At 53.3% G+C, this 21,601-nt stretch carries 17 protein-coding genes; 9 read left to right on the plus strand and 8 right to left on the minus strand.

Going from position 1 to position 21,601, the window contains the following annotated elements; all coding sequences use genetic code 11:
• Positions 1-92: 92 nt before the first annotated feature.
• Positions 93-1,025, plus strand: a complete 933-nt coding sequence (locus PGW97_RS03335; protein ID WP_217393480.1) for a PstS family phosphate ABC transporter substrate-binding protein — start codon at positions 93-95, stop codon at positions 1,023-1,025.
• 172 nt (positions 1,026-1,197) lie between these two features.
• Here the strand turns inward: PGW97_RS03335 and ppx are convergent, their stop codons facing one another.
• From ppx to PGW97_RS03350, 3 genes are all read right to left on the minus strand, one after another.
• Positions 1,198-2,715: an exopolyphosphatase gene (gene ppx / locus PGW97_RS03340; protein WP_273858710.1), complete on the minus strand. Its 1,518-nt coding sequence runs from the start codon at positions 2,713-2,715 to the stop codon at positions 1,198-1,200.
• On the minus strand, positions 2,712-4,805 hold the full coding sequence (ppk1, locus tag PGW97_RS03345) for a polyphosphate kinase 1 (RefSeq protein WP_047886572.1): 2,094 nt from the start codon (positions 4,803-4,805) through the stop codon (positions 2,712-2,714). Before ppk1 ends, ppx begins: the two co-directional genes overlap by 4 nt.
• A 176-nt stretch (positions 4,806-4,981) precedes the next feature.
• A complete protein-coding gene (locus tag PGW97_RS03350; protein WP_047886573.1) occupies positions 4,982-5,485 on the minus strand; it encodes a glycine cleavage system protein R in 504 nt (167 codons plus the stop codon).
• A 301-nt stretch (positions 5,486-5,786) separates the two neighbouring features.
• Between PGW97_RS03350 and PGW97_RS03355 the strand changes: the two genes are divergently transcribed.
• From PGW97_RS03355 to phoU, 4 genes are all read left to right on the plus strand, one after another.
• Positions 5,787-8,006: an ABC transporter permease subunit gene (locus PGW97_RS03355; RefSeq protein WP_273858714.1), complete on the plus strand. Its 2,220-nt coding sequence runs from the start codon at positions 5,787-5,789 to the stop codon at positions 8,004-8,006.
• Positions 8,007-8,089: 83 nt separating this feature from the next.
• Positions 8,090-9,706 (plus strand): phosphate ABC transporter permease PstA, encoded by a 1,617-nt coding sequence (pstA, locus tag PGW97_RS03360; protein ID WP_273858715.1) that lies wholly within the window; start codon positions 8,090-8,092, stop codon positions 9,704-9,706.
• A gap of 18 nt (positions 9,707-9,724) precedes the next feature.
• Positions 9,725-10,543: a phosphate ABC transporter ATP-binding protein PstB gene (gene pstB, locus PGW97_RS03365; protein WP_047886576.1), complete on the plus strand. Its 819-nt coding sequence runs from the start codon at positions 9,725-9,727 to the stop codon at positions 10,541-10,543.
• Between the two features lie 11 nt (positions 10,544-10,554).
• Positions 10,555-11,265 carry a phosphate signaling complex protein PhoU gene (gene phoU / locus PGW97_RS03370; RefSeq protein ID WP_047886577.1) on the plus strand — a complete coding sequence of 237 codons (711 nt, stop codon included), beginning with the start codon at positions 10,555-10,557 and terminating at the stop codon, positions 11,263-11,265.
• Positions 11,266-11,402: 137 nt separating this feature from the next.
• Here the strand turns inward: phoU and ppk2 are convergent, their stop codons facing one another.
• The 3 genes from ppk2 to PGW97_RS03385 all read right to left on the minus strand — a co-directional run bounded on the left by ppk2 (position 11,403) and on the right by PGW97_RS03385 (position 14,059).
• On the minus strand, positions 11,403-12,224 hold the full coding sequence (gene ppk2 / locus PGW97_RS03375) for a polyphosphate kinase 2 (protein WP_047886578.1): 822 nt from the start codon (positions 12,222-12,224) through the stop codon (positions 11,403-11,405).
• A 174-nt stretch (positions 12,225-12,398) separates the two neighbouring features.
• On the minus strand, positions 12,399-13,193 hold the full coding sequence (locus PGW97_RS03380) for a copper homeostasis protein CutC (protein WP_273858719.1): 795 nt from the start codon (positions 13,191-13,193) through the stop codon (positions 12,399-12,401).
• Positions 13,194-13,450: 257 nt separating this feature from the next.
• Positions 13,451-14,059 (minus strand): peroxiredoxin C, encoded by a 609-nt coding sequence (locus PGW97_RS03385; RefSeq protein ID WP_047886580.1) that lies wholly within the window; start codon positions 14,057-14,059, stop codon positions 13,451-13,453.
• Positions 14,060-14,193: 134 nt separating this feature from the next.
• On the opposite strand from PGW97_RS03385, the gene PGW97_RS03390 reads away from it, so the two are divergent.
• The 3 genes from PGW97_RS03390 (at position 14,194) to aceA (ending at position 18,857) form a co-directional block, all read left to right on the plus strand.
• On the plus strand, positions 14,194-15,096 hold the full coding sequence (locus tag PGW97_RS03390) for a hydrogen peroxide-inducible genes activator (RefSeq protein ID WP_047886581.1): 903 nt from the start codon (positions 14,194-14,196) through the stop codon (positions 15,094-15,096).
• A 614-nt stretch (positions 15,097-15,710) separates the two neighbouring features.
• Entirely contained in the window at positions 15,711-17,321 is a 1,611-nt protein-coding gene (aceB, locus tag PGW97_RS03395) for a malate synthase A (RefSeq protein ID WP_273858722.1), read from the plus strand.
• Between the two features lie 231 nt (positions 17,322-17,552).
• Positions 17,553-18,857, plus strand: coding sequence for an isocitrate lyase (aceA, locus tag PGW97_RS03400; protein ID WP_047886583.1), 1,305 nt, complete (start codon positions 17,553-17,555; stop codon positions 18,855-18,857).
• Between the two features lie 258 nt (positions 18,858-19,115).
• Here the strand turns inward: aceA and PGW97_RS03405 are convergent, their stop codons facing one another.
• The gene (locus PGW97_RS03405) at positions 19,116-19,709 is read right to left on the minus strand and encodes an acyl carrier protein phosphodiesterase (protein ID WP_273858724.1); all 594 of its coding nucleotides are present in this window, start codon (positions 19,707-19,709) and stop codon (positions 19,116-19,118) included.
• Positions 19,710-19,751: 42 nt separating this feature from the next.
• Positions 19,752-20,225, minus strand: a complete 474-nt coding sequence (locus tag PGW97_RS03410) for a CBS domain-containing protein (protein ID WP_047886585.1) — start codon at positions 20,223-20,225, stop codon at positions 19,752-19,754.
• Positions 20,226-20,455: 230 nt separating this feature from the next.
• Between PGW97_RS03410 and PGW97_RS03415 the strand changes: the two genes are divergently transcribed.
• Positions 20,456-21,544 carry a S1 family serine peptidase gene (locus PGW97_RS03415; protein WP_273858727.1) on the plus strand — a complete coding sequence of 363 codons (1,089 nt, stop codon included), beginning with the start codon at positions 20,456-20,458 and terminating at the stop codon, positions 21,542-21,544.
• Positions 21,545-21,601: the final 57 nt, after the last annotated feature.

Here is a 21,601-nt window from a genome sequence, read left to right on the forward strand (position 1 = left end):
CCCTGTACCAACTGCGCCGCCTCGCTCATTGGCCACGGGCATTGCGTACCCGCCTGTCAGCCGGGGTTTTGTCAGCCGGGCTGGGCGTGCTGATGACACTGGTGGCCAGCGGTCCGGCGCAGGCCACCCATAGCCGTTTACCTGACTACCAGCCGGTGACTGGGGTCGGGATAGCCGGCAACCTGTCATCAGTCGGCTCTGATACCTTTGCCAACCTGATGACCTACTGGTCAGAAGAATTCAAGCGCTTTTATCCCGGGGTCAATATTCAGATCCAGGCGGCCGGTTCGTCTACCGCGCCCATAGCCCTGATTGAATCGACAGCGCAGCTGGGGCCGATGAGCCGCCGGATGAAAGCCAAAGAAATTGCAGCGTTTGAGCAGGAATTCGGTTACCCGCCGACTGAAATCCGGGTGGCGATTGATGCGTTGGCGGTGTTTGTCCATGAAGATAATCCCCTGAAAGGACTGAATTTTGCTCAGCTGGATGCGATTTATTCCCGAACTCTGCGTTGTGGCGGGCTGACGCCTATTGATCATTGGGGACAGGTCGGTATGACTGGGCGCTGGGCCGAGCGGGATATTCAGCTGTTTGGGCGTAACTCGGTATCCGGCACCTATGGTTTCTTCAAACAGCAGGCCCTATGCCACGGTGACTTTCGCAACAACGTGAATGAACAGCCGGGGTCGGCATCGGTGGTGCAGTCGGTCGCCAGTTCACTGACCTCGATCGGTTACTCCGGGGTGGGTTACCAGACGACCGGGATTCGGGCGATTCCGATTGCCCGGGAAGGAACTGACTATGTGGCTGCTACCATCGAGAATTCCGTCAACGGCAAATACCCGCTGTCTCGTTATCTGTATATCTACATCAACAAGCAGCCGGACAAACCGTTGTCGCCGCTGGTGGCTGAGTTTGTCCGTTTTATTCTCTCTCACACCGGCCAGGATCTGGTGGAGAAGGACGGCTACATCCCGCTGCCCTCCAGTTCCGTTGAAGCGACCCTGCGCCAACTGGAGCTGTGAGTTTCCTCGGCCGGTCAGCTCTTGAGCGGTCAAATGGGGCTAACTACTAAAAACGGCTTGCCTCAGGGCAAGCCGTTTTGTGTTTTTGCCTAGCACCTAGCACCTGGCACCTAGCACCTGGCACCTGGCACCTAGCACCTAGCTGGCATTTAGTACTGGTCGATGTCCGTGGTTACGCGATGAGCAGCGGCGATTCACATAGGTGCAGCTGCCAGCCGGCTTTCTGCCAGTATTCTTGCTCCTGACGGAGATCGGCGGCGAGCAGCCGGTTATCGGCTTCCCAGCCTTCCGGCAGAATCAGGCGCCACTCTTCTTTGTTGGCTTCAACCGTGATCGGTGGCAGCGGGCTGTCACTGCGTTGGCCATTCAATGCCACGGCTAGGCGCAGGGTGCGGATCAGGGGGTAGAGGTGCTTTCGCTTATAAATACTCAGCTCCGGCATCTCTTCCAGCTTCAGGCTCTTGCGTTGGTATCTGACCAGTGTTGCCAGCACCGTTTGCTGCTCCAGGTTAAACCCGGGCATGGTACTGTGCCGCAGGAGATAGGCCGAGTGACGGTGAAAGCCCGGATAGCTGATGCTCAGGCCGACTTCGTGCAACTGGGCGCCCCAGCCGAGCAGGGTGGCCAGATCGGTTTTGGCCAGCCCCGGTTGTGGCTCAATCTGGCTGTAGAGCATTTCGGCCGTTTCCTTAACCCGCGTTGCCTGGGCTAGATCAACATTGTACTGTTCGGCCATTGCGGTAGCGGTCCGGACCCGGATATCACTGAACCGGAAACGATCTTCCATCTCGTACAACAGCCCTTCACGCAAGGCGCCGTCTGAGAAAATCATCTCTTCAATGTCCAGCGATTTGAAGACTGCGCTGAGGATAGCTACCCCTGCGGCAAACACCGGTTTGCGGTCGTCTGTCAGCCCCGGTAGATCCAGCTCGTCCGCCTGTTTTACTTTCAGCATGGCCTCAATCAGCAGTGCCAGCCGTTCCGGGGTGATCACGCCGTCCTGATGGCCCATGCCGATCAGCACTTCCCGGATCGCCTTGATGGTGCCCGAGGAGCCGATTGCCGTTTGCCAGCCGGCACGCATGTAGGTGTTGGCGATACTTTCCATTTTCTGCTGGGCAGCCAGCTGGGCGGCAGCCATGCGTTTGCTGCTGATTTTGCCTTTCGGGAAAAACAGCTTGTTGTAGCTGACACAGCCCATGTGCTTGCTGTAGGCAATCAGAGGATGAAAACCTTCCCCGATCACCAGCTCTGTGCTGCCGCCACCGATATCAACGACCAGCTTGCGGCCGTTGTCCGGCTGGGTATGAGCCACGCCAAGGTAGATCAGGCGGGCTTCTTCGGTGCCGGGAATAATTTCGATCGAGTACGGGATCAGAGCTTCAGCCCGCTTGAGAAAAACGTGGGCATTTCTGGCCTGGCGCAGGGTATAGGTTGCGGCAATGCGGACATTTTCCGGCGGGAACCCTTGCAGGCGTTCGGCGAACATGGCCAAGCAGTTCAGGCCGCGCTGAATCGCGGCCTGATCGAGGTTTTGCTGCGCATCCAGCCCGGAGGCCAGATGCACACGCTGTTTATGGCGACTGATAATTTGCAGGCTCTGGCCGACCACGCGGGCAACAACCATGTGAAAGCTGTTGGAGCCAATATCTATCGCGGCAATTTCACGGGGTGCTTCGGGTTCTGTCATGCGTCGTTTTCACTTTTCTGCGCTTGCTTCTTGAGCTGTTTTTCCGACTGCTTCAGATAATCATAGATCTCGATTTGAGATCGGATCTTCCGCTTGTTGCCCCGGGACACATAATTGTTGCTCATGTCGCGGTCGAGTACCCGGGCCTTGACGGTGTCTGACAGCTGGATATTGAGGATATCAATGATCTTTTGCTTCAGGGCCGGGTCGTCAATCGGACAGCCGACTTCAATTCGGTTGTCGATGTTTCGGGTCATCCAGTCAGCGGAAGAAATGAAAACCTCCGGATCGCCGTTATTATCAAACACCATGACTCGCGGGTGTTCGAGGAAGCGGTCGACGATGCTGATCGCGGTAATATTTTCACTGATGCCCTTGATGCCGGGGATCAGCGAGCACATGCCACGGATGATCAGCTTGATTTTCACGCCTGCATTGCTGGCCTGATAAAGCAGGTTGATCAATCCTTTATCCACCAGGTTGTTCACCTTGAGTGTAATACCCGCCGGCAGATTTTGCTTGGCATGGGCAATTTCACGATCAATCAGGTCGTACATCCGTAAGCGCGAGTTACGCGGCGAGACAATCAGTTTTCTGAATTTCACTGGCTGGTACGGATTCTGGATGTAGCTGAACACCATGCGGACTTCGTCGGTGATTGCCGGCTTGCAGGTCATCAGGGAGAAGTCAGTGTAAATCCGGGCGGTGTTCTCGTGGAAGTTACCGGTACCGATATGGGCATAGCGAACCAGTTCATCCCCTTCGATACGGGTGATCAGGCAGAGCTTGGAGTGAATCTTCAGGCCCGGTACGCCAAACACCACATGGACGCCGGCTTCGGTCAGGCGGCGGGCCCATTCAATATTGGCTTCCTCATCGAAACGAGCTTGCAGCTCGACCACCACGGTCACCCGTTTGCCGTTGTTGGCGGCATCAATCATTGACTCAATGATCCGGGACTGTTTGGCCACCCGGTAGATATTGATTTTGATGCTGCGCACTTTCGGGTCGTACGCTGCCTGGCGCACCAACTCCGTCATGTGGTTGAAGGTGTGGTACGGGTAATACAGCAGGATGTCCTGCGCTTTGATCGCATCAAAGGCGTTGCGGGCGCTGACAAACTGGTAGCTTTCGAGCGGTGGCAGCGGATTGTTTTCCAGGTAGTTGCGGCCGACGTTCGGGAAACCGATAAAGTCTTTGAAGTTATGGTAACGGCCGCCCGGGATAATGCTGTCGTAACTGGAGACTTTAAGCATGCTGCACAGGGTGTCGACCATATCCGCTGGCATATCGCGCTGGTACACGAACCGGACCGGCATGGCCGTCAGACGTTGGCTCAGGCCTTCAGACATCTGCTCCATCAGGCTGTGTTCCACTTCCTGGCTCAGGTCATATTCCGCATCGCGGGTCATTTTCATCGCATAGGCTGCCAGACTGTCGTATTCAAACAGCCCGCTGAAAATTTCATCGAGACAGAAGCGGATAATGTTATCCAGCAGGATGAGAGTCTTGCGGCGCTTCCCTTTCGCCTCCGGCAGTTTGATAAACCGTGGCTGCTGATCGGTCGGGATTTCCAGCAGGGCATAGCGTTTGCTGTCGCCTTGCTGCATTTCTACCGCCAGGTAGGAATATTCGTCTTTAAGAAATTGCAGCAAATCCACATCATCGGTCAGCAGGATTGGCGAAATGTGGGGAAGGATTTGGGTACGAAAATGTTTTCGGAGCCAGTTTTGCTGATGATCATCGAGCTGCTGTTCATTGACCAGGAAAATGTGGCGCCGGGCCATTTCCAGCAGAATTTCGTTATAAAGGGTATCGAAGTCCTGGTTCAGTTTGAGCACGCGACTCTGGATTTTGCTGAGGAGTTCTTTGGAGTTTTCGTTACTGCCTCTTTCCTGATTGATCAGAATGCGGCGTTTTACATCGGCAAAGCGTACTTTGTAAAACTCATCGGTATTACTGGAGAAGATACCGAGAAAACGCACACGCTCTATGAGGGGGACTGACTTGTCGGCAGCCTCCTGCAGCACACGTTCATTGAAGGAAAGCCAACTGAGTTCTTTTTCTAAATAGAGAGGTTCCGTGCTCATTTTATTCCTATAGAAAGCTTGGGCTAAAGGTACTGCTGGCCTGTGGCCGGTTTCTTCCTACCAGTGGTGTCTACTGCGCATGCCCAGACTCCCCACAGATAGCCGCCTGAGGCGACATACCGGCAGGGAGCGGCGCAGCAATCCGTCTAAAGGTACAGCTGAAACGGGCTCAGGCCTTAGTTATTATCAATATCAATGGTCAGGTCATCGGCAATCGACTCCAGCGCTTCCTGGACATGCTCAATACTGAGTCCGTCCGGCAACTCCAGTTGGAAGTCAGCGGTAAAAATGGGGTAGCCCCAGTTGGGGGCGCTGTCAGAGTCGGTTTTCAGCTTGTTGATGTTGACGCCCAGCTGCTTGAGCTTAGTGGTGACATCTTTCACGATACCTACCCGGTCATTACCGGTAACCAGCAGGTTAAACAGGGTGGTGGTCGGTGAGGTCTTGCTTTCATCCTCAACAATCTGCACTTGCAGGGCTTCGATCTCGCTCAGTGCTTTGCTCAGCGCGGCAATGTGCTGATCGGCGACTTCCACTTGCAGGATCCCGGCAAACTGGCCGGCGAGTTTACTCAGGCTGCTGGACAGCCAGTTACCGTTGTTCTGGTAAATTGTATCGGAAAGGGTTTCAACAAGACCCGCCTGATCGCGGCCAATAACAGTGATGATGAGGTGCTTCATAACGATATCCTTATTCGTTGAGGCGATAGAAAGCCGGAGGCTATTGACCATTATGTGACCTGGTGTATGTTCTGTCTAGTTTCGTAATAATTCAGGTTATTGAAAACTGTACAAAATTACCTGCAGTAAAGGGTAGAACAGTTTTGTGACATTTTTATTGCAGTGCGTCCTGTTAAGTATGCTGCAAAGTGGCTATTGCAAGCGGCGGGATCCATCCCCGTAGCTGGGACAATTTCGTTGTCATATAATTGTCATCTAAAGGCAATATTATAAGTAAGCGTGTAAATTTATTGAGGTAATAATGGCAAAGGCCAGCGAATTTTTGATGGGAAACAGTCCTGGCCGGAAGGTAACCGATAAGCTTGCCCGATATGGAGTGACAGCTGGAGGGATCTTCGTATTAATTACCTTAGTTCTGATTTTTTTCTACCTGCTTTATGTGATCCTGCCGATTTTCTCTGCGGTCCGTGTGGTACCTCAGCAGGCTTTCTCGACCTCCTTTGCAGATCGCACGGCACTGGTCACTTTTAACGATCGCAACGACACCTTGTTTCGCCTGTCCGATACCGGGCAGTTGTCGGTGATCCCCCTGACGTCGGCCGATCCCGGTCGCGAAGTTCGCCAATACACCTTACTGCCACATACAACCAGCATCGGGCGCAGCCTGCCGGCGGAAGATCTGATCGCCCTCGGCGGCAGCGAAGGCGAAGTGGTGATAGCCCGGCCGCTTGCTGCGGGTGACGGTTATCAAAGCGGCTTGTCGATGGCATTTCCGCTCGGGCAGGAGCCATTGCAGCTTGATCCGCAACGCCAGCCGATCGTTAAACTGGCAGTGTCGGTACGCAGCCGTCGGGCCGTGCTGGCGGGGGTGACCGCAGATCAGCGTATCCGGGTGAAAAAGTTCACCGGGGGAGAGGTCTTGGGGCAGACGGGGCCAGAGCACTGGCAGGCCACTGACTTCGCGTTGGAAGGCGTTGCAGAGCCTATTGATGATCTGGCGGTCACGCCGGATGCGCGAACCTTGTATCTGCTGGCCGGAAAACGTATCTATGTTGTGACTCTGGGCGAAGCGCAGGCGCAGATCCGTCAGGTGGTGAGTGTCGCAGACGGCGATGCGGAGCCGCGTCAGCTGGCGTTGTTGTCCGGAGCCAACTCCTTGTTAATCACGGACAGCGAGCACCGTGTGGCGCAGTGGTTTGAAGTAGTGAAAGACGGGCGCCGCTCGCTGGTGAAGACCCGTGAATTTGCTCTGCCGCCTGGCAATGTTACATCGCTGGTCCCGGAATATGCTCGTAAAGGTTTCTTTGTGCTGCAGGATGACGGCCAGTTGTCGGCGTTTTATACCACAGTGAAAGGGGCTATCTACAGTTCTGCGGTATTTACTGATAAGGTGCCGGACACCCTGATGATTTCGCCGCGCGCCGATCGTCTGGTCGCCGTTACGGGCAATCAGTGGCAGACTTATAAAGTCGACAACCGCCATCCGGAAATCGGTTTTGCCTCGTTGTGGCAGAAAATCTGGTACGAGGGCTATCCGGAGCCGGATTTTGTCTGGCAGTCCACCTCGGCCAGTGATGAGTTTGAACCTAAGCTGAGTCTGGTGCCAATCATTTTCGGTACCCTGAAAGCGGCGCTCTATGCCCTGTTTTTTGCGGTTCCACTGGCACTGGCCGGTGCAATTTACACCGCGTATTTTATGTCGTCGCGGATGCGGCGGGTGATTAAACCGACCATTGAGCTGATGGAAGCGCTGCCGACGGTCATTCTGGGCTTTCTGGCCGGGATTTGGCTGGCGCCGATTGTGGAAAAAAATCTGGCGGGGATTGCCCTGCTGCTGGTGGCCTTCCCGTTGGCAATGATGGCTGCTGGACTGGTTTGGGCGCTCTTGCCGGGACGTTTTCGTCAGCGCATTCCCGGCGGTCTCCATATCCTGTTGCTGATGCCGGTTATCGTGCTGGTCGGTTACGGGTGTTTTGCTCTCAGCCCTGCGCTGGAAACGCTGCTCTTTGGCGGCGATATGCGGGTGTACCTGAATAATGAGTGGGGCATTGGCTACGATCAGCGCAATACTCTGGTGGTCGGGATTGCGATGGGGTTTGCGGTGATTCCGACAATTTTCTCAATTGCGGAAGATGCGATCTTCTCGGTACCTGGCCACCTGACCAGCGGTTCGCTGGCGCTGGGGGCGACCCACTGGCAGACACTGACACGGGTGGTATTGCTAACTGCCAGTCCGGGGATTTTTTCCGCCGTGATGATGGGGCTGGGGCGCGCAGTCGGGGAAACCATGATTGTGCTGATGGCGACCGGGAATACGCCGATCCTCGACTGGAACGTGCTGGAGGGAATGCGCACCCTGTCTGCCACCATTGCGATTGAAATGCCGGAAAGCGAAGTGGGCAGCTCTCACTACCGGGTAATGTTCCTGGCAGCTTTTGTGCTGTTTGTATTTACCTTTTTCTTTAATACCGTCGCCGAGCTGGTACGTCAGCGGCTGCGGGAAAAATACAGTTCACTCTGATGAGGCACGCCAGACAGTGCACAGAGCGAAAGAGACTTTCACAGGAATGAAGACGAAAAGAACAACAATGACGACGTGGCATCATGCGTAAATGGTTTGAATCGGGCTCGCCCTGGATTTGGCTGACCGCCGGCGCTGTCAGTCTGAGCCTTGTGGCGGTTCTGGGGCTGTTATTACTGATCGGCTGGAAGGGGCTGGGCTATTTTTGGCCAGCCCCTGTTTATCAGTTTGAGTTGTCAGTGAATGGTCAGCCGGCCATGGAACACAGCACCGTCATCGGTGAGTTGTACGAGCGGAAAACGGTACCGGTTCAGCAGTTGGCTGATGCCGGGGTAGACACGTCGGCGTTTGCCGCGGCCGGTCAGGTTGATCGTTACATCATCAAAACCGGCAACCGGGATCTGCTGGGCAGTGACTTTGTGACGGTACTGGCACCGCATATCGTGAGCCAGCAACCGGCAGCCGGGGTAGCTGTCATCGAGCGAATGAAAAATGGCCGTTTCTACGGGGTGCCCACCGCATTGTATGAGGACGGCAGGCCGATCTCGCTGGATAGCCTTAACCTCAGCCTGATGCGGGCCATTGCCGTGCGGGAGCAGATTCGTCAGCTGGAAAAAAATGAGCTGAAATCGCTTAACTACCAGTTTGAGCGGCTGCGCCGTAAAGATGGCGGCAAGGTGGATCCGGCAGAAAGAATCCGCTTGGAGCAGTCCCTTCATGCCCTGGAGCAGCAACTGACTCAACTGCGCAAGCAACTGGAAAGCGACACGCTGATCGTGCGGGAAATGTCAGGCAAAGAAATTGCTCTGCCTTTAGCGCAGATCCTCGATTTGTGGTTTCCGAATGAAATGACACTGTCGGCCAAACTGGTGCACTGGCTGGATCAGCTCGGTAAGTTTGTCAGCGAGGACCCGCGCGAAGCCAATACCGAGGGCGGTGTATTTCCGGCGATTTTCGGTACGGTATTCATGGTGCTGCTGATGAGCGTGATTGTCACTCCGCTAGGGGTGATGGCGGCCGTCTACCTACACGAGTATGCCGGGAAAAGTATGTTTACCAAATTGATCCGGGTGGCGGTGATTAACCTAGCCGGGGTTCCGTCCATTGTTTACGGGGTGTTCGGGCTGGGATTTTTCGTCTACATGGTAGGCGGCACCATTGATGAGGTCTTTTTTGCCTCTGAGCTGCCAGCGCCGACATTCGGTACGCCGGGTATCCTGTGGTCGGCGTTGACGCTGGCGATCCTGACCCTGCCAGTTGTGATTGTCTCGACCGAAGAAGGCCTGGCGAGGATTCCGGTGTCTATCCGGCACGGCTCACTGGCATTGGGCGCGACACAGGCAGAAACCCTGTGGCGGACGGTATTGCCGATGGCCAGTCCGGCAATCATGACCGGATTGATCCTGGCAGTTGCCCGCGCCGCCGGGGAAGTGGCCCCTTTGATGCTGGTGGGAGTGGTGAAAATGGCCCCGTCATTGCCGATTGATAACCACTTCCCGTATCTGCACCTGGATCGTAAATTCATGCATCTTGGTTATCATATATATGATGTCGGCTTTCAGAGTCCGAACGTTGAAGCTGCCCGCCCGCTGGTGTATGCCACATCATTTTTACTGGTGACGGTGATTGTTGGTCTGAATCTGACCGCCATCGGTATCCGCAACCATTTACGAGAGAAGTTCCGCTCCCTGGAGCAATAGCGAGAGTCAGGAAGGATTATGTTTTCAATTAATTCCCCAATCGGTTTGTTTGCCCCCGTTGACTTGTCCGCGTTGCCCGAGGAAAAAACGGCGTTGTCTATCGAGGGGCTAGATTTGCATTACGGCAACCATCAGGCCCTGTTTGATATCAACATGCGCATTGCTAAAGGGCAGGTGACCGCGTTTATCGGCCCGTCAGGCTGCGGGAAATCGACCCTGCTGCGGTGTATCAACCGAATGAATGAGCTGGTTGAAGGGTGCAGGGTTGACGGCCAGATCATGCTGCACGGGCAGAACATCTATGATAATAAGGTGGACGTGGCTTCGCTGCGACGCCGGGTCGGGATGGTGTTTCAGCGCCCGAACCCGTTCCCGAAATCGATTTATGAGAACGTGGTGTACGGGCTGCGTCTGCAGGGCATCCGGGATCGTCGGGTACTGGACGACGCGGTGGAAAACTCGCTGCGCGGTGCTGCGTTGTGGGATGAGGTGAAAAACCGCCTGCACGAGAATGCTTTCGGGTTGTCCGGTGGTCAGCAGCAGCGTCTGGTTATTGCCCGGGCGATTGCCATTGAACCGGAGGTGCTGCTGCTGGATGAGCCGACATCAGCGCTGGACCCGATCTCGACGCTGACCATTGAAGAGCTGATCAACGATCTGAAAACCAAGTACACGGTGATCATCGTGACGCACAACATGCAGCAGGCGGCACGGGTGTCAGACAATACGGCATTCATGCACATGGGCGAGCTGGTGGAATACGGCAGTACCAATGATATTTTCACCACCCCACGCGAAAAACGAACAGAAGATTACATCACAGGTCGATACGGTTAAGGAGTTAAGCGATGTTAGACAATGTAAGCCTTGGCCGTCATATATCCGGCCAGTTTAATGCCGAGCTGGAGAGCATCCGCTCCCATGTTCTGGCGATGGGCGGGCTGGTAGAACAGCAGCTGGCTGACGCCCTTAAAGCGATGCATAAACAGGACATTGAGCTGGCTCGCCGGGTGATCAAAGATGACCATAAGGTCAACGCCATGGAAGTGGCAATTGATGAAGCCTGTACCCGCATCATTGCCAAGCGGCAGCCAACCGCCAGTGATTTGCGTCTGGTGATTGCCATTATCAAGACCATTACCGATCTGGAGCGGATCGGTGACGTGGCCGAGAGCATAGCGAAAGTGGCGCTGGAAAACTTCACCAATAAGCAGTACAACCTGCTGGTGTCGCTGGAGGCGCTGGGTCAGCACGCGGTGCGTATGCTGCATGAGGTTCTGGATGCGTTTGCCCGGATGGATGTTAAAGCCGCGATTCAGGTGTACCAAGAAGATGACCGGATTGATCGTGAATACGAAGCGATTATCCGTCAGCTGATGACGTACATGATGGAAGACCCGCGCTCGATCCCTAACGTGTTGCAGGTAATGTGGTCAGCCCGCTCTATCGAACGGGTCGGTGACCGGTGCCAGAATATCTGCGAATACATCATCTATTTTGTCAAAGGCAAGGATATTCGCCACACCAGCCCGCAAGAGCGGGAAGATATTCTGCGCTGATTGATGCTGCGCCGGGCAAGTCAAATCGATTGGGTGAAATCGGGTGCAAGGCGTTTGATGCAAGAAGCCGGGAGCAAAAGAAAAGGCGGACCAGTCCGCCTTTCTTGTTTTCCACGTTAGTGACTATTTACTAGTGACTATTCACTGTCGTCGTCAGCATCATCAGAAAACAGGTCCGGAACAAAGGTCTGATCATCTTCAGGCGCCCGGATATACCCTTCTTTATTCACGTCTGGCAGCTCAATTTTGGGGTAATCAATCTCTTCATAAGGGATCTGGGACAACAGGTGAGAAATGCAGTTGATGCGCGCCTTTTTCTTGGTATCGGCATCCACCACCCACCAGGGACACTGTTTGGTGTCGGTGTATGCGAACATCTTATCCTTGGCTTCGGAATAGGCTGCCCAGCGCGAGCGGGATTCCAAATCCATCGGGCTGAATTTCCAGCGCTTTATCGGGGTGTTGATCCGTTCCAGGAAGCGTTTTTCCTGCTCTTCATCAGAGACGGAAAACCAGTATTTCAGCAGGATGATACCGGAGCGCTCCAACATGCGTTCAAATTCGGGGCAGGAGCGCAGGAATTCTTCGTATTCGTCGTCGGTACAGAACCCCATGACCTTCTCGACCCCGGCCCGGTTGTACCAACTGCGGTCAAACAGCACCATTTCACCGCCAGCCGGCAAGTGAGCGACATAGCGTTGGAAGTACCATTGGGTCCGTTCTTTTTCGGTGGGCTTGGGCAGTGCTACGACCCGGCATACCCGAGGGTTGAGTTTTTCGGTGATGCGCTTGATAACGCCTCCTTTCCCGGCGGCGTCGCGGCCCTCAAAAATCACCACAACCTTGAGCTCTTCCTGTTTGATCCATTCCTGCAGTTTGACGAGTTCAATCTGCAGGCGCTCAAGCTCTGAGTCGTAATCCTTTTTTTTCAATCGTTGTGCTGGTGGCTGATAACCCATACCTGTCTCTCACTTTTTACTGCGCTTAACAAAAGAGTAACGCGGAATGAGAACCTTGACGAATTGGATAGCTAATTATTTGAAACCAATGGCACTTTTTCTGTATCGGGCAGCTAAAAGCAAACCGTCCCTGCCAAGTCTTTGGTGTGGCAGGGACGGCATGCAGGAATAGCTTCAGGAACGATGTTGATTGTGTGGGGTATGGCTATATGGGGTATGGTTGTCGAGAGTTTGGAGTGCCTGGACAACAGCCCTGATTTTGTCCGGGTCAGTGACCGGAATGGTAAAGTCATCAACCTCAGCGCTGCCCATATAGGCTTCCTGTGAATATTGCTGCATCAGGCTGGAACGGGTGCTTTTACCTGACAGGTGCACTTCCTGCACGCCGGTCTGTTGCACAATCTCTACCACGTTGCCGGCATGCAGCCCGGCACCGGCCATAATGGCCAGTCGGTCACCGCAATATCTGACCATCTCAGCCAGTACCGGAATGCCCTCATAGGCGTTGGCTTTAAGGCCGGAGGTCAGTACTCGCTCACAGTTGTGAGACATGATGGTGTCCAGTGCCGCAAACGGCTCAAGGCACTGGTCAATGGCACGGTGGAAAGTCACCCCCATCCCCTGGGCTTCCCGGCACAAGGCACCCAGCAGCTCGGCATCAATGCGGCTGTCTGGCAACAGGCCACCAACCACAATGCCTTGCAATCCGGCTTCACGAGCTGCGTAGACGTCAGCCAGCATGATTTCTTTGTCCTGCTCGCTAAACAGAAAATCCCCCTGACGCGGGCGGATCATGGCGTACACCGGCACCGTCGCGTGACGGGCTGCCAGTTTCATCAGTCCCGGATTGGGCGTCAGGCCGCCAAGGGCGAGGGAGGAACACAGTTCGATACGGGTTGCACCGCCTTGCTGGGCGAGATGCAGGGATTCAATGTTATCGATACAGACTTCAATATGCCGGAGTGTCATCGGGTTAGCTCAGTTATTGTGAAGAATCTGCAGTGTAGAGCATCCGAATGTCTGATGCGATAGCACAGATCAAGACAGCGGGAGGAGTCATTCAGTTGGGGAAGGGAGAAAGGGCAGAAAGCGGAAGACAGAAACGAAAAGGGCCCGGTGTATCCGGGCCTCATATTATTGTGTCATAGACTGACTTTTCGGCTTTACGTTTTCACGTTTGTGCCGTCACACCGTTGAGCGAGTGTGATTTACGACAATAAGATGTCTTATTTGCCTAGGTCTGCAGTGAACTCAGACAGGTAAGCAGCAACGCCTTGTGGAGAAGCGTCCATACCTTTCTTACCTTCTTCCCACTGTGCTGGGCAAACTTCACCGTTCTTCTGGTGGAAGTTCAGAGCGTCAACCATACGCAGCATTTCGTCAATGTTACGGCCCAGTGGTAGGTCGTTAACTACTTGGTGACGAACAACGCCTTCTTCGTCGATCAGGAAAGAACCACGGAACGCAACGCCTGCTTCTGGGTGCTCAACATCGTAAGCTTTGCAGATTTCGTGCTTAACGTCTGCAATCAGAGGGTAACGAACCTGACCGATACCGCCGTTCTCAACAGCAGTGTTACGCCATGCGTTGTGAGAGAACTGAGAGTCGATAGAAACACCGATTACTTCAACGCCTTTCGCTTGGAAGTCTTCGAAACGCTTGTCAAAAGCGATCAGCTCAGAAGGACATACGAAAGTGAAGTCTAGTGGGTAGAAGAAAACTACCGCTTTTTTACCTTTTGTGTATTCTGCAAAGTTGAAGTTATCAACGATTTCACCGTTACCAAGAACAGCTGCAGCAGTAAAATCTGGTGCTTGACGACCTACTAGTACCATGTGTTTGGTGCTCCTAAAATATTGTGTTTGTCGCCGACCTTTCCGGTAGGCTTCTGTTTGAACGGGACAAACTATAACGAAACTGGTACATTGAAAAAAGCGGAATAAATAGATTGATGTAATCGAAAATTGCGATGAACAAGTTTCCTTCACTTAAACAGCTGCACTATTTGGTGACCCTGTTTGAAACCCGACATTTTGGTGAGGCGGCCAAGCGCTGCTTTGTCAGTCAGTCAACCCTTAGCTCCGGCGTCCAGAATCTGGAAGAATTGCTGGGCTGTCAACTTATTGAGCGTGACAACAAGTCTCTGGTCTTTACCTCGACCGGGGAGGACGTGGTCGTACGCAGCCGGGAACTGTTGGCTCGTACCCAGGATCTGATGGAGCTCTCCAACTGTAAAGGAGGGGATGGGATGGATGGTCAGCTGCGCATCGGCTGTATCCCGACCATTGCCCCTTTCCTGCTCTGCGATCTGGTGCAGGAGGTGAACCGCCTCCACCCGAACCTTCATTTATTGCTGCGGGAAGATACCACGGCCAACTTGCTGACGGCTCTGCGTAATGGCGAGATGGATGTCCTGATTCTGGCGCTGCCGGTGGATATTAACGGTATGCACAGTCAGGTGGTCGGGCGTGACGATTTCAAAATGGTGATCAGCCAGAAGCAGGCTTCACAGGTCAGCGTACCGCTGCGGTATGCCGATCTGCCGAATGAATCGGTCTTCTTGCTTGAGAAAGAGCACTGTCTGACCGATCACGCGGTTTCTGCCTGCAAACTGACGTCGAAAGAGAAGATTAACCCTTTCACGGCGACCAGTCTTCATACGTTAGTTCAAATGGTTGCGAACGGGCTGGGCACCACCTTCATTCCCCAGATGGCGATCGATCATGGCCTGCTGGATAACCAGAACCTGGTGATTGTTGATCCGCCGGGCCAGGAAGAAGCCTACCGTGAGATAGGACTGGTATGGCGTCCGACCTCTACCCGTACCCGCACCTTCGAACGCCTGGCAGAAATTGTTGCCGGACTGCTCTGATTTTATTTCCTCCAATTTACTGGTGTGCTGAGAAAAAATCGCTTTCTCAGCACATTATCCTGCTTTTATTTCATCTTTCCCGATCTTACCCATAGTCCACCAGTGAGCTATTCAAACTGTTTTGTAGGTATATGTTGTTTCGCGTAGCGAATAAATAGGGTTGATATGCCTCTTGTTGCTATTTTGGTTGTATAAATTTCGTCCCAAACACTGCGTTTTCATGCTTAAAAATCATGGGTTTGGTTCTAGGGTTGAATTTGTGTTTTTGTTTGAAACGCAAATTTGAACATTCGTTTGAACTGGCAAAAACTGAAATTTTATTACGTAACTCGTTACATTTTTATGGATTTTTTATTATCTGGTGAAAAACCGAGTAATCACCTGAATTCTGTTTCAATTTGGTGTTTTGAGTTATTACTCTAATATTTGTAAGTTGTTGTTTTTAAATACTTAGATCCTGTGTTGCGGAAATGTGAAAAAATGGGGGTGGCTTGCAATTCATTTTTTGTTAAGGCAACGTAACTAACGTGTTATGGCCATGGGATGGTCGATAACCCAAAATCAGGTTACTGACATTCGTGGTGATAAAGTTACAGCTGAAAGGGGCGAGAGAAATGGACACACATACACCGGCAAGCCATGAAGTGAAATTGTCACTTCAGACTGACCTGACACCGGCGCAGGCAGAGATTCTAGATAACGGGGCTCAGCAGTTTTTGGAAAAACTGGTGCAACGTTTTGCTTCCCGGGTCCCTCAGCTGCTGGCTGCACGGGAAACTCGCCAGGCAGCCATTGATGCCGGCACGTTGCCTGATTTCTTGCCGGAGACTGCAGAGATCCGTAACAGCGAATGGAAAATTCAGAACATCCCTACCGATCTGCAAGATCGCCGCGTGGAGATCACGGGTCCGGTTGACCGTAAGATGGTGATTAATGCCCTGAATGCGGATGTAAAGGTGTTCATGGCCGACTTTGAAGACTCGTTTGCTCCAGCATGGAATGAAGTGCTGGATGGCCAGCGTAATCTGCGAGACGCGGTGAACGGCACCATCGACTACACCAACCCGGAAAACGGCAAGCACTATCAACTGAACGATGATCCTGCGGTGCTGATCTGTCGCGTACGCGGCCTGCATCTGCCGGAAAAACACCTGTTGTGGCAGGGAGAAGCTATCCCTGGGTGCCTGTTCGACTTCGCACTGTATTTTTACCACAACCACCAGCAACTGTTGGCAAAAGGCAGCGGTCCGTACTTCTACCTGCCAAAGCTGCAGGCGCATCAGGAAGCCGCCTGGTGGAGCGAAGTATTCAGCTTTACCGAGGATGAATTCGGTCTGCCGCGCGGCACGATCAAAGCCACGGTACTGATCGAGACTCTGCCGGCCGTCTTTGAAATGGATGAAATCCTCTACAGCCTTAAAGAGCACATTGTGGGCCTCAATTGTGGCCGCTGGGATTACATCTTCAGCTACATCAAAACGCTGCGTAACCATCCTGACCGTATTCTGCCGGATCGCCAGGTCGTGACGATGGAAAAACCTTTCCTGAATGCTTACTCGCGTCTGCTGGTGAAAACCTGTCACCGACGTGGTGCGTTTGCGATGGGAGGCATGGCGGCCTTCATTCCATCGAAAGATCCAGAGCGCAATGAATGGGTACTGAATAAAATCCAGACTGACAAATTGCTTGAAGCCAATAACGGCCACGATGGCACTTGGGTTGCTCACCCTGGTCTGGCGAGCACAGCCATGGCGGTGTTCGATGGGGTACTGGGCGAGCGCAGCAATCAGCTTGACATCAGCCGCAGTGAAGATGCTCCGATTACGGCTGCCGAACTGCTGGCACCTTGTGACGGCGAGCGTACGGAAGACGGAATGCGCCACAACATTCGTGTCGCGGTGCAGTATATCGAAGCATGGATCTCCGGGAACGGCTGTGTGCCTATCTACGGATTAATGGAAGATGCCGCCACGGCAGAAATCTCCCGAGCCTCTATCTGGCAGTGGATTAAACACGGCAAAACACTCAGCAATGGACAAATGGTCACTAAAGCGCTGTTTGAGCAAATGCTGAAAGAGGAAATGGACGTCGTGAAACAGGAAGTCGGGGAATCACGTTTTGCTGCCGGGCGCTATGACGAAGCCGCGGTGCTGATGTCACGCCTGACCACCAGTGACGAGCTGGTGAACTTCCTGACGGTGCCGGGATACGAATACTTATCCTGAAGATGCAGGAGCAGGGTATGAGAATCTCTTGTACCCACAGAATTTAGCAACAACTGTTTTCGAAGCGCTAGTTTTCGAAGTGGATGAAATAGAACCCGTTGTATTCGAAGTGGTAACAGCCAGCGACAGAAAATGCAGTGCCCGGGGGAGGGATTACCTCCGGGCGGTAAAACTCAGTTCAATAACTAAAGTGTGATGCGGATTATCGCAACTGAAACGAGGGACATCATTATGACACTGACTCGCCAGCAACAAATCGAAGCCTTGGAAAAAGATTGGGCAGAAAACCCACGTTGGAAAAATGTAAAGCGGACTTATACCGCAGAAGAAGTCATTAATCTGCGTGGTTCATTTGCGCCGGCAAACACTATTGCCCAGCGTGGTGCTGACAAGCTGTGGGACCTGGTCAATGGCGACGCGAAGAAAGGCTATGTTAACTGTCTTGGCGCACTGACCGGCGGCCAGGCTGTGCAGCAGGCGAAAGCGGGTATTGAGGCTATCTATCTGTCAGGCTGGCAGGTCGCAGCAGATAACAACTCAGCGGAAACGATGTACCCTGATCAGTCGTTGTATCCGGTCGATTCAGTGCCAACCGTGGTAAAACGTATCAACAATGCCTTCCGCCGCGCTGATCAGATTCAGTGGTCAAATGGCGGTAACCCGGAAGAGGGTATCGACTACTTCCTGCCTATCGTGGCTGATGCTGAAGCTGGTTTTGGTGGTGTCCTGAATGCGTATGAACTGATGCGTAATATGATTGACGCAGGTGCAGCCGGGGTTCACTTCGAAGACCAGCTGGCTTCTGTGAAGAAATGTGGTCACATGGGCGGTAAAGTTCTGGTTCCGACTCAGGAAGCGGTACAAAAGCTGGTTGCAGCACGCTTGGCGGCTGACGTTTCCGGTACTACGACTTTGGTTATTGCCCGTACCGATGCTAACGCTGCGGATCTGCTAACTTCTGACTGCGACCCGTATGATGCTGACTTCATTGTGGGCGAGCGTACTCAGGAAGGTTTCTACCGCGTTCGTGCCGGTATTGACCAGGCGATTGCCCGCGGTCTGGCATATGCCCCTTACGCTGACCTGATTTGGTGTGAAACGGCCACTCCGTGTCTGGAAGAAGCGCGTAAGTTTGCGGAAGCGATTCATGCTCAGTACCCGGATCAGCTGCTGGCTTACAACTGCTCGCCATCATTCAACTGGGAAAAGAACCTGGATGCCGACACGATTGCTAAGTTCCAGCAAGAGCTGTCTGACATGGGCTACAAATACCAGTTCATCACACTGGCAGGTATTCACAACATGTGGTTCAACATGTTTGAGTTGGCACACGCTTATGCTCAGGGTGAAGGTATGCGCCACTATGTTGAGAAAGTACAGCGTCCTGAGTTTGAAGCTGCATCGAAAGGTTACACCTTCGTGGCGCACCAGCAGGAAGTGGGTACTGGCTACTTTGACAAGATGACCAATACCATTCAGGGCGGTAATTCCTCCGTTACGGCTTTGACTGGCTCTACAGAAGAAGAGCAATTCTAAAAAATGGGTATAAACCCTTAAACTCCTAGTAATCGTTGATAGTCTTTTGGAGCGCCTGGTGCGCTCCTTTTTTTCTCTTTCTTTTTCTTTTTCTTTTTTCTACCTTTATTTCTATCTGCAATGCTATCTGGGGAATATCCCAGGCTCTGTTGGGCGCACCTTCTGTAATTAGGCGTCGCCTGAAAAACCCTTCATGCCTGAGGTTGTTCTTCGCGTCAGCGCTGACTGGCTATAACTGTTGATACTGCAGGCATGGCACTACGGCTGAAGTTGCTGCTGTCGAAATTGTCGAGCTGCCCGGCTGACCTGAGGGTAAATCACAAAGAACTGCTGCTCCAGAGTCGGATAGTGAGCCAGAATCACGTCCGGGCAGGCTGCCAATTGATTGAGCCGGGGACGACGCAATGCCATACGCTGCAAAGCCCGCTCCAGTGTGCTGACGTGCTTGTATTGTTCCAGCCAGTTTTGTTGCCACATCCGGGCCATTGTCGCCAGATATTGCTCGGGGGCCGGATCCGAGAATTGTTCGACTTCCCGGCGGGCAGTGCGAACGAACTCAGTTAACGGTTGGGGGTGAAATTGTGTCCAGTGGCGGGCCAGAAAATGATCCCAGGTGATATCCAGAGCAATGCCGCTGACCCGGCGGGTATCGGTGTCAAACAAGCGTCGGCATTCAAGGACTTCAGGCAGAGCATCAATATAGCTGTCGATAAAACGGTGCAGGCGGATTCCGTCGGCAACGTCCTGGCGAAATTGCTGGTCAGGATTACCCCGGACAAAATCAGCCAGCAAATTACCCGCCAGATGGCTCTGGCACTGCTCAGCCAGATGTAAATGTGCCAGAAAGTTCATGCTTGCGGTGACTTTCTGGCGTGATGACGCCGGGGTTGGTAACTAGAGCAGAGAATCTGAACCGTCTTCTTCGCCTTCCTCTTCAAGGGGTTCTACCTCTTCCTGAATTTCCAGCAGGTTAATCGCAATTGACACAAAATCGGAGTCAGTGATGATACCGACCAGTTTATTGTGGTCAATGATTGGCAAACAGCCAATCTGATGTTTCTGCATGAACAGGGCCGCTTCTTTTAATCCGGCATTGGGTGCCACACTCATCAGATCCCGGTGCATGCTGTCGGCCAGAGGAATATCCAGCGCAGAAACAAAGCGGGATTGCGAGATATGCTCCAGGCTTGATTCCTGGGCGGCCAGAATATCGCGCTGGCTCACTAACCCAACCAGGTGGTTGTTCTCATCCGTGACCGGTACATGGTGGATGTGGTATTTCGCCATCACCCGCTTCGCATCAGCCAGAGTGTGACTGGTACTCAGCGTATGCGGGTTGGGGGTCATCATATCAGCTACGGTAAACATACAAGCCTCCTGTATCAAAGATTTATCCTCCCTGTGGCTCGCTACAGCTGTACCTCTCGATTCTGTATGCATTGCCTACGTATTGACTGTAGCCAATCCTGAATAAGCAACCCATGACACTCGTCAAAGAAAACACAAGTTATTTGACTGTGTCTCATTTGTTTCTCATCCGTTAAAAATAAGATTGTGTCATATACTCAATAAACGACATGCCATGTAGGAATAAATCAATGCATAAGCTGTTGTTTATTTTGTTGTCTTGGTCTATGTGCTTACCTTTCCAGGCCACTGGAGCAGAACCGGTCTCACAAGCCCGAATTATTGGTGGTATTGAAACGGCGCCCAATGAGCTGCCCTGGCAGGCTTATCTGAACATGACGTTTCGTGACAGTGAGGGGGCGCGCACGTTTATCTGCGGTGGGGTGGTTATCAGCCCGGTTACCGTTATCACCGCCGCGCATTGCATGCGTAACGGCCAGAGCTTGGTTGCGCCGGAAGATGTGGAAGTTTGGGCTGGTATTACTTCCATCTTCAGTGCGACTTCCGCTAGTGCTGTGCGGGTTGAGAGCATCGTGATACACCCCAATTATAACTCTACCCGATTTTCGAATGATATTGCCGTGCTGAAGCTGGCAGAAACCCTGCCTGACAGCGCTCGTCCGATACAGCTCGCAACGTCCGGCGAGCAGGCGGCGGCTGACCTCGAGTTTGCCAATGGCTGGGTCGATAATGCTGAGCGGGTAGCGAACCTGCTGGTATCCGGCTGGGGCAGTACGTCTGTTGGCGATTCCAGTTCAGGCTCAACACGGCTGCGGCAGACCTTATTGTCAGGCGTACCGGATTCCCGCTGTGATGGCATGTGGGGCAGCAGTGTCACCGCGAACGATTACAGTATTTATGTGTGTGCCGGTTCTACGGCTCCTGAACTGGCGCGAGACAGTTGCTTTGGTGACTCGGGAGGGCCGCTGGTGTGGCAGAACCCGCAGGCAGCCGGGGACAGCGATTTCGGACTGCGCTTGGTTGGCCTGGTCAGTTTCGGCGAAGGGTGTGCCGGGCGCCTGCCGGGCGTTTATACCCAAGTGGCGACTTACCGTAACTGGCTGGCCAGTGAAGTTGGCGGCAGCCTATTTACTCAGGCCACACCGGAGTTTTCCCGCAATCCGTTCACTGCCGATTATTCCGGTGCCGGTCAGGGAATTCCCATTGCACAGCCGGTCGCGAGTGGTGGTGGTAGCAGTGGCGGGGGCACGATGAGCATCTGGGTGCTCTGCGGGCTGATGGTGCTGGCCTGTCGACGCCGTGGTCTTGGCCGAGCCTGAATGGGTTCACTTCCCCCTGAAACGAGATCCCGCCGGGCGGGTTATCACAAGCCCGCT

The sequence above is a fragment of the Photobacterium sp. GSS17 genome, from assembly GCF_028621875.1.
Taxonomy (GTDB): Bacteria; Pseudomonadota; Gammaproteobacteria; order Enterobacterales; family Vibrionaceae; genus Photobacterium; species Photobacterium ganghwense.

Excerpts from the sequence above, each read along its gene's own strand:
- PGW97_RS03335 (WP_217393480.1), top strand. The coding sequence starts at position 93 with ATGACACTGGTGGCCAGCGGTCCGGCGCAGGCCACCCATAGCCGTTTA.
- ppx (WP_273858710.1), bottom strand. The coding sequence starts at position 2,715 with ATGACAGAACCCGAAGCACCCCGTGAAATTGCCGCGATAGATATTGGC.
- ppk1 (WP_047886572.1), bottom strand. The coding sequence starts at position 4,805 with ATGAGCACGGAACCTCTCTATTTAGAAAAAGAACTCAGTTGGCTTTCC.
- PGW97_RS03350 (WP_047886573.1), bottom strand. The coding sequence starts at position 5,485 with ATGAAGCACCTCATCATCACTGTTATTGGCCGCGATCAGGCGGGTCTT.
- PGW97_RS03355 (WP_273858714.1), top strand. The coding sequence starts at position 5,787 with ATGGCAAAGGCCAGCGAATTTTTGATGGGAAACAGTCCTGGCCGGAAG.
- pstA (WP_273858715.1), top strand. The coding sequence starts at position 8,090 with ATGCGTAAATGGTTTGAATCGGGCTCGCCCTGGATTTGGCTGACCGCC.
- pstB (WP_047886576.1), top strand. The coding sequence starts at position 9,725 with ATGTTTTCAATTAATTCCCCAATCGGTTTGTTTGCCCCCGTTGACTTG.
- phoU (WP_047886577.1), top strand. The coding sequence starts at position 10,555 with ATGTTAGACAATGTAAGCCTTGGCCGTCATATATCCGGCCAGTTTAAT.
- ppk2 (WP_047886578.1), bottom strand. The coding sequence starts at position 12,224 with ATGGGTTATCAGCCACCAGCACAACGATTGAAAAAAAAGGATTACGAC.
- PGW97_RS03380 (WP_273858719.1), bottom strand. The coding sequence starts at position 13,193 with ATGACACTCCGGCATATTGAAGTCTGTATCGATAACATTGAATCCCTG.
- PGW97_RS03385 (WP_047886580.1), bottom strand. The coding sequence starts at position 14,059 with ATGGTACTAGTAGGTCGTCAAGCACCAGATTTTACTGCTGCAGCTGTT.
- PGW97_RS03390 (WP_047886581.1), top strand. The coding sequence starts at position 14,194 with ATGAACAAGTTTCCTTCACTTAAACAGCTGCACTATTTGGTGACCCTG.
- aceB (WP_273858722.1), top strand. The coding sequence starts at position 15,711 with ATGGACACACATACACCGGCAAGCCATGAAGTGAAATTGTCACTTCAG.
- aceA (WP_047886583.1), top strand. The coding sequence starts at position 17,553 with ATGACACTGACTCGCCAGCAACAAATCGAAGCCTTGGAAAAAGATTGG.
- PGW97_RS03405 (WP_273858724.1), bottom strand. The coding sequence starts at position 19,709 with ATGAACTTTCTGGCACATTTACATCTGGCTGAGCAGTGCCAGAGCCAT.
- PGW97_RS03410 (WP_047886585.1), bottom strand. The coding sequence starts at position 20,225 with ATGTTTACCGTAGCTGATATGATGACCCCCAACCCGCATACGCTGAGT.
- PGW97_RS03415 (WP_273858727.1), top strand. The coding sequence starts at position 20,456 with ATGCATAAGCTGTTGTTTATTTTGTTGTCTTGGTCTATGTGCTTACCT.